6 protein-coding genes are annotated in these 6445 nt (G+C 67.6%); all 6 read right to left on the reverse strand.

Annotated features, from left to right (window positions below; genetic code table 11):
* Positions 1-4: 4 nt before the first annotated feature.
* On the reverse strand, positions 5-781 hold the full coding sequence (locus RIE08_09225) for an SDR family oxidoreductase (GenBank protein MEQ8717779.1): 777 nt from the start codon (positions 779-781) through the stop codon (positions 5-7).
* 96 nt (positions 782-877) lie between these two features.
* Positions 878-2083 carry an acyl-CoA dehydrogenase family protein gene (locus tag RIE08_09230; GenBank protein ID MEQ8717780.1) on the reverse strand — a complete coding sequence of 402 codons (1206 nt, stop codon included), beginning with the start codon at positions 2081-2083 and terminating at the stop codon, positions 878-880.
* Positions 2084-2087: 4 nt separating this feature from the next.
* On the reverse strand, positions 2088-3200 hold the full coding sequence (locus RIE08_09235) for an acyl-CoA dehydrogenase family protein (protein ID MEQ8717781.1): 1113 nt from the start codon (positions 3198-3200) through the stop codon (positions 2088-2090).
* Positions 3188-4225: an LLM class F420-dependent oxidoreductase gene (locus RIE08_09240; GenBank protein ID MEQ8717782.1), complete on the reverse strand. Its 1038-nt coding sequence runs from the start codon at positions 4223-4225 to the stop codon at positions 3188-3190. Before RIE08_09240 ends, RIE08_09235 begins: the two co-directional genes overlap by 13 nt.
* On the reverse strand, positions 4222-5784 hold the full coding sequence (locus tag RIE08_09245) for an acyl-CoA synthetase (protein ID MEQ8717783.1): 1563 nt from the start codon (positions 5782-5784) through the stop codon (positions 4222-4224). The genes RIE08_09240 and RIE08_09245 overlap by 4 nt, the downstream gene beginning before the upstream one ends.
* Positions 5785-5844: 60 nt before the next feature.
* Positions 5845-6327 carry an acetate--CoA ligase family protein gene (locus RIE08_09250; protein ID MEQ8717784.1) on the reverse strand — a complete coding sequence of 161 codons (483 nt, stop codon included), beginning with the start codon at positions 6325-6327 and terminating at the stop codon, positions 5845-5847.
* Positions 6328-6445 lie beyond the last annotated feature (118 nt).

Raw genomic sequence — 6445 nt, forward strand, 5'->3', positions numbered from 1 at the left:
CCCACTACCAGACGTCCTCGCCGCGCGTGAGAGCGTCGTAGCCCCCGTCGGCGAAGAGAACCTGTCCTGTGATGAAGCCGTTCTCTGCGCTCGTCAACCAGGCGAGCGGCCAGGCGATGTCATCAGCCTGCCCATAGTCGGCGAGGGGCATCGGGTACGTCTCGATTGTCTCCTTCCGGCGATCGGTCTTCAGCAGGTAGTCGGTCATCGGCGTCTCGATCAGCCCCGGACCGACGGCGTTCAAGGCGATCCCGGCACCGGCCCACTCAGCAGTCGGAGCGGCGCGCCGGACCCACCGGGCGATCGCCCTCTTCGTTGCGGCATAGGCCCGACTCCCCCGCTCATCGTGCGCAACCATCGCCACGGCGGCTTCCTCGTCCTCGTCGAGACAGGCGAGCATGACGGGATCCTCGACGTTGGACTGGAGAACCGCGACCGACGCCACGACCACAGCACGTGGCGCGGGACTCGCAGCAAGGAGGTGGCGCAGGCCCCGCAGGCTGGCGAGCGCGCCGAAGAAGTTCACGCGGATGATCAACGCCGGATCGTCCTGGCCGCCCGACAGGCCCGCGGACACGATCACTGCGTCGACGACGCCGTGCGAGGCCGCTTCGACGCCTGCGACCATCGCCGCGCGCCCGTCAGGCGTCGACAGGTCGGCGACGACGTCGGCGCCATGGCGGTCCACACCGATGACCCGGTGCCCCTGATCCGCCAGTATCGCCGCGGTGGCTTCGCCGATCCCCGACGCGCTCCCGGTGACGACATAGGTGCGGCTCATCGATGGTCCCTCCCCACCCTGCGGACCGACTCCATGCAGATCATTTGACGACCCTATTCGGACCGGTGGGCGTGCATCGCTGCAGTGGCGGGCCGTTCACTGGCCGGACTTCACTTCGCGGAACGGGATGTCCCGGTCCACCTCCGGCTCGCGTGGAAGTCCCAGAACGCGCTCGCTGATGATGTTGCGCTGGATCTGATCGGTCCCACCGCCGATCGACGTGACATAGGCGTCGAACGCCCGGTAGTTGACGTCTGCGGCGTCACGATGTTCCGGACCGTCGAAGATGCCCGACGACCCGAGGATCTCCGTACGGACCGCAGCTTCGGTGTGCAGGATCCGCGACATCGCGAGCTTCCCGAGCGACATCAACGGCGACGACGTGCCCTGGGCGAGGTCGGCTCCGGCCCGCGCCATGTTGAGCTCGTTGAGCCGGCGGTATCCCAGCGCCCGGGCGATCGCCTGCCGGATCAACGGATCCCCCAGGCGCCCGTGCTCGCGCGCGAATGCGATCAGATCAGTGGCGGGATCGCCCTCCTCCGACGTACGCGAACCCCCACCCTCCCCGAGTACCGAGCGTTCGTAGGCGAGTGCGGTGAGAAGGACCTTCCAACCACCGTTGCGCTCGCCGAGCAGGTTGCGGGCGGGTATCTCGACGCGGTCCAGGAAGACCTCGTTGAAGTGGGACTCCCCTGTGATCTGATGGATGGGACGCACCTCGATGCCGTCGCCGCCCATCGGGCAGAAGAAGAAGCTGAGGCCCGCGTGTTTGGGGAGGTCCCAGTCCGTGCGGGCGAGGAGCAGGCCGTACTCCGCGTGCGCGGCCCCGGAGGTCCAGATCTTGTGACCCGTGACCGTCCACGTGTCGTCGTTCAACTCGGCCCTCGTCCGAACGGCTGCGAGGTCCGAGCCCGCCTCCGTTTCGCTGTAGAGCAGACACGTCCGGATCTCGCCGCACAACAGCTCGGCCAGGACGTCGGACCTGAGATCGTCGCGACCGAATGCCATGACGGTGTTCGCGATGAGGTTCGTCCTGTCCTGCCCGGCACCGGGGGCGCCGACGTTCTCGAACTCCGTCTCGATGATCTTCGCCTCGCGGTCCGACGACCCTCGGCCGTACCACTCGACCGGCCAGCGGGGAACGGCCCAGCGCGCCTCGAGAACCCGTCGCAACCACCCGACGTAGGCCGGATCGGGCTCTGCGAACGGCAATGGATCGGAACATGACCGGTCCCAGTTCTCTGCGAGCCACCTACGCACCTCACCGCGGATTTCGTCGTCGGAGCGGATCTCGTCGGTCATGGCCTCATCCACCCAGCTCTGCGAGATAGCGCTCGCGGTACGTCGACGGACCGCCCAACATCCACGCGGTGACCCGTGCGCGCCGCAGGTAGAGGTGCGCCGGGTACTCGGCGGTGTAGGCGATGCCACCGTGCATCTGGACACTGTCGGCTGCAATACGTGAGTACGCGTCCGCGCATGCGAACGATGCGAGGTACACGTCCGCCCTCGCCGTGGACGAACCCGCTGCGAGCGAGGCAGCTGCACAACGCGCAGCCGACAGCGCAGACTCCTTCTCGAGGAGCAGGTCGGCCGCCATGTGCTTCAACGCCTGGAAGCCGCCGACCGGGCGTCCGAACTGGTAGCGGCCACGGATGTAGTCCACCGTCATGTCGAACAGGAACGCGGCACCGCCGGCCTGGTCCCCGACGAGGGCCACACGTGCGATATCGAGGGCCTCCTCGACGGCGTCCCACCCGCGTTCGCCCAGGCGGGCAGCCGAGACCCGGGTGAACCCGACGCGCGCGAGCCGCTGGGTCCGGTCGAGGCACGGTTGGGCAACGACGGACACGCCCTCCGACATCGGGTCGACCTCGAAGAGCCCGAAGCCGTCGCCGGTGCGGGCAACCACCAGGAACACGTCCGCGTTCTGGCCGTGGATCACGAAGTCGGATGTGCCGTCCAAGAGGGCAGTCCCGTCCGTGTCACGCGCGACCACGTCGACCGATGCCGAGGTCCAGTCCCCACCGACACCGGTGAGGCACGCTGCCGCGATCGTCGAGCCGTCCGCGAGCCCGGGGAGTACCCGCTCACACGCGTCAGCGTCACGGGTTGCGTCCAGCACGGCCGCCGCCAGCACCGACGACCCGAACAGCGGCGAGCACAACAGCGAGGCACCGACCTCCTCCATCACGCCCTCCAGCTGCTCGGGCCCGAGTCCGGCACCACCGTGAACGGCGGGCGTGACGATGCCGGTCACGCCCATCTCCGCCAGTGCCCCCCAGAGCTCGGGGTCAAATCCCAGGTCGGACTCCATGGCGGCGCGCACATCGGCGTGTGTGCTCATGTCCGCGAGCAGTCCTCTGACCGCGTCGCGCAGCGCACGGCTCTCCACCTCGTCCGGGTTCAGTCCACCCATGATCTGACCAACTCGATCAGGCCGGGCCAGTCGTCCCCCATGGGATCCACGTGGAGTCGCGTCACGCCTGCAGCCTTGTATGCGAGGACACGCTCCCGCACGAATCCCTCGTCACCGACCAGGGCGGTCGCCTCCAGGTACCCGGTGGGCACTGCTGCCGCGGCTTCATCCTTGTGGCCCGCCAGGTAGAGGTCCTGGATTTCCTGGGCCTCGCGCTCGTAGCCACACCGGCGGAAGATGTCGTTGTAGAAGTTCTTCGACCGCGCCCCCATGCCCCCGACGTAGAGCGCCGTCGCGGGACGGGCCATGTCGCGGATCCGCTCGGCGGTCTCCGAGTCGCAGATGGCGAGTGGCCCACCGGCCACGACCTCGAGAGGCGCACGGCTCGGGTCCCGACGATTCCCCCCGATCTCGAGGTCGGGCCCGAAGACGTCGCCGGCCCTGTCCGGATGGAAGAAGGCCGGTAGCCAGCCGTCGGCGAGCTCGGCGGTCAACTGGACGTTCTTCGGCCCGATCGAGGCCAGGTAGATGGGGATCTCCTCGCGAAGCGGCCGGTTGATGAGCCGGAGCGGTTTTCCGAGGCCGGTGCCCTCGTCGGGTGGGAGCGGCAACCGGTACGCCTCACCGTCGTAGACCACCTGCTCCCGGCGCCACAGGATCCGGCAGATGTCGATGGTTTCGCGGGTCCTGGTCAGCGGCCGGTCGAACGGCACGCCGTGCCAACCCTCGATCACCTGCGGCCCCGACGTCCCGAGACCGAGCACGAAGCGACCACCCGAGACCGAGTCCAGGCCTGCCGCCGACATGGCGATGAGGGACGGGGTTCGAGAGAAGAGGGGAAGGATCCCCGTCGCGAGCTCGACCCGCTCGGTATGTGCTGCGAGGTACCCGAGAAGGCTCACTGCGTCGAATGTGTAGGCCTCGGGCACCCAGATCATGTCGATTCCGGCAGCCTCGAGGTCCCTTGCGCGCCTCGTGGCCTGCGACGGTTCGAACGGGAAGCTGATCGCGGCGCTGATCTTCATGAATCCCCGCCCGGTTCCCCGATGGACGAAAAACCGAGCTGTGGCTCGTCCCGGTATTCAGCGCGCAGAAGCCGCTTCATCAGCTTCCCCGTCGGCGATCGCGGAAGCTCTTCGACGAAGTCCACCGAGCGTGGACACTTGAACCTCGCCAGCTCGAGCCGGCAATGGTCGATGATGTCGGCGGCGAGTTCATCGGATGCGACAGCCGTGGGGACGAGCTGCACCACCGCCTTTACCTCTTCACCGAACTCGCGGTTCGGCACCCCGAAGACCGCAACATCGGACACCGCAGGATGGACGAGGAGCACGTCTTCGACTTCGCGGGGATAGATGTTCACGCCCCCCGAGTTGATCATGAAGTCCCTGCGGTCAGTGAGATAGAGCCAGCCGCCCTCGTCGAGATACCCGCAGTCGCCGGCCGTCCGCAGCCCTCCGGGAAGACAGGCAGCAGCGGTCTTGTCGGGGTCCCCCTTGTAGACGAGGTCCGGGCCGCCGGCGAAGTACACCGTGCCGATCTCACCAGGCGGTAGTTGGTTGCCGTCGTCGTCGATGATGCGGACGTTGCCACGGCCCACCGAGCCCGGGTGGTCGAGCCACTCGGCACTGTCGATGATGGTCATGCCCCCGCTGTCGGTCCCCGCGTAGTACTCGGTGAGGATCGGACCCCACCACTCGATCATCCGCCGCTTCACATCGTGGGGACACGGCGCGGCGGCGTGGATGGCCATGCGGTGCGACGAGAGGTCCCGACCCAGCCGCTCGTCGTCGGGAAGCCCGAGCAAGCGAATGAGCATCGTCGGCACCCACTGGCTGTGGGTCACCCGCAGGGACTCGATGAGGTGGAGTGCCGCGGCGGCATCGAACTTCTCCATTACGACGACAGTCCCACCCAGGGTGTGGACGGGGAGGGTGAACAGGAGCGGCGCCGCGTGGTACATCGGTGCCGGCGACAGATAGACGCTGTGTTCGTCGAAGCCGAACCGCGCGGCAACTCCGAGAAGCGCAGGGTCGGGATCCTCCCCCTGCGCCGTGGAGAGGGGAGGCAGAACTCCCTTCGGCCGACCCGTCGTACCCGACGTGTAGAGCATCAACGAGCCCGTGCTGGCATCGGCGAGGGGCGTCGGCTCATACGAATCCAACGTGGCGTCGTAGTCCTCGAAGCCCGGCGGGCTGCCTCCCACCATGAGTCGCGCTCTCACACGCGGCAGCTGTTCCCAGTCGATCGCGGTCGTGGTGCCGGCCAGCGTCGCCGAGGAGATGACGATTCGGGCCTCGCAATCATCGAGGATGTAGCCGACCTCGTCCGATGTGAGATGCCGGTTCACCGGCGTGAAGTAGACACCCGAATGGAGAGCGGCCCACAGGACCTCGAAGAACTGCGGACAGTTCTCGAGCACGACGGCGACATGGTCGCCTCGCTCGAGGCCCATGTCGCGGAAGAAGCGGGCGAGCTGACAGGACCGGGCCGCGAGGTCCGAGTACGAGGTCACGTTCCCGGTTGCGCCCATCACGATCGCCGGCCGGGTCGGTTCCACCCGCGCCCAGTGGTCAGGACGCACGGCTATCCCCGCGAAGTCGGCGCCGACAGCGGATGCAGCGCGCCACCACAGGCGTGCTTCCTACACTGGATCCGTGCGCCAACTGACGAGCGCATCGAGAGCCTCGATCCTGTTTCCGTCCACGACGAGCGGATTCACTTCGAGCGCCTCGAGCTTCTCGCCGACGAAGGATGCTGCGTCGGCGATGGCGAGGACCGCGTCGACCAGCGCCTCCCTTTCGACAGGCTCTCGCCCGCGTACGCCATCGAGGATCGCCGAGCCCTCGAGCTCGCCGAGCATCTCGTGCACGTCTGCACGGTCCACAGGGAGCCGCCGCAGTGACGTGTCGGCCCGGATCTCGGTCAGGATGCCGCCGAAGCCCACGGCGAGAACGAGGCCCCAGCCAGGAGCGTTGGCGACACCGACGATCAGCTCCGTCGCCGGCTCACGCATCGGCATGACCAGGAAGCCGTCCATCGGATGGTTGCCTAGCGAAGCGACGATCGCCGCGCATGCGTTCCTCACATCGCCCTCGCTGGCGAGACCTAGTGCCGTGTCAGGCAACGTTTGCGCGGTTGACGAGTTCTCGTAGTGCTCGGTCCTGAGCGTTGCGGTTCCGCCAGATGATGTAGCGGCGGATCATTGAGGCCTGCTCGCGGTGCGAGCCGTGGTCGGTGCCGTC

The sequence above is a fragment of the Acidimicrobiales bacterium genome (assembly GCA_040219085.1).
Lineage (GTDB): Bacteria > Actinomycetota > Acidimicrobiia > Acidimicrobiales > JAVJTC01 > JAVJTC01.